At 46.7% G+C, this 795-nt stretch carries 1 protein-coding gene (only partly in view); it reads right to left on the bottom strand.

This entire window lies inside a single protein-coding gene on the bottom strand: locus EKB01_RS09015, encoding an LPXTG-anchored SHIRT domain periscope protein (RefSeq protein ID WP_167266683.1). The 3504-nt coding sequence extends 716 nt beyond the window's left edge and 1993 nt beyond its right edge, so the window shows coding positions 1994-2788 (codon 665, partial, through codon 930, partial); the first complete codon in reading order (the gene reads right to left) occupies nt 791-793. Both the start codon and the stop codon lie outside the window.

The raw sequence follows: 795 nt of genomic DNA, 5'->3' as shown, positions 1-795 counted from the left end.
AAGTTCCGCTGACAAACTCGTGAACTGCTTTATGAGTCACTGTTGGAACCGGGCTTGCTGTAAATTCCCATGTGCCTACAAACTTAACATCTGATCCATTAATTGTTTCCGATGTCTTGTCGTAGGACTTGAAGCTCCATGTGCCTTCTGTTGTCTTCACTTCCGTTTGACTTGGTTGAGTTGGAGTTACTTGGCTGCCGTCCTTCAAGTCTGTTTGATCTGCTGGAAGCAAGGTTTTCACTTCTTGTGGAAGTTCTTTGCCTGGAGTTCCGCTGACAAACTCGTGAACTGCTTTATGAGTCACTGTTGGAACCGGGCTTGCTGTAAATTCCCATGTGCCTACAAACTTAACATCCGCTCCATTGATGGTTTCTGATGCTTTGTCGTAGGACTTGAAGCTCCATGTGCCTTCTGTTGTCTTCACTTCTGTTTGGCTTGGTTGCGTTGGAGTTGCTTGACTACCATCTTTCAAGTCTGTTTGGTCTGCTGGAAGCAAGGTTTTCACTTCTTGTGGAAGTTCTTTTCCTGGCGTTCCGCTGACAAACTCATGTGTTGCCTTGTAAGTTGGTGCTGGGGTGAATTCCCAAGTACCGACAAAGTGGGCATCCGCTCCATTGATGGTTTCTGATGCCTTGTCATAGGACTTGAAGCTCCATGTACCTTCTGCGGTCTTCACTTCTGTTTGACTTGGTTGAGTCGGAGTCGCTTGACTACCGTCTTTCAAGTCTGTTTGGTCTGCTGGAAGCAAGGTTTTCACTTCTTGTGGAAGTTCTTTTCCTGGCGTTCCGCTGACAA

Source organism: Streptococcus sp. CCUG 71758 (assembly GCF_011714815.1).
Taxonomy (GTDB): domain Bacteria; phylum Bacillota; class Bacilli; order Lactobacillales; family Streptococcaceae; genus Streptococcus; species Streptococcus halitosis.
The sequence above is the reverse complement of the archived record's forward strand: the minus strand, read 5'-3'. Positions and strand labels throughout refer to the sequence as shown.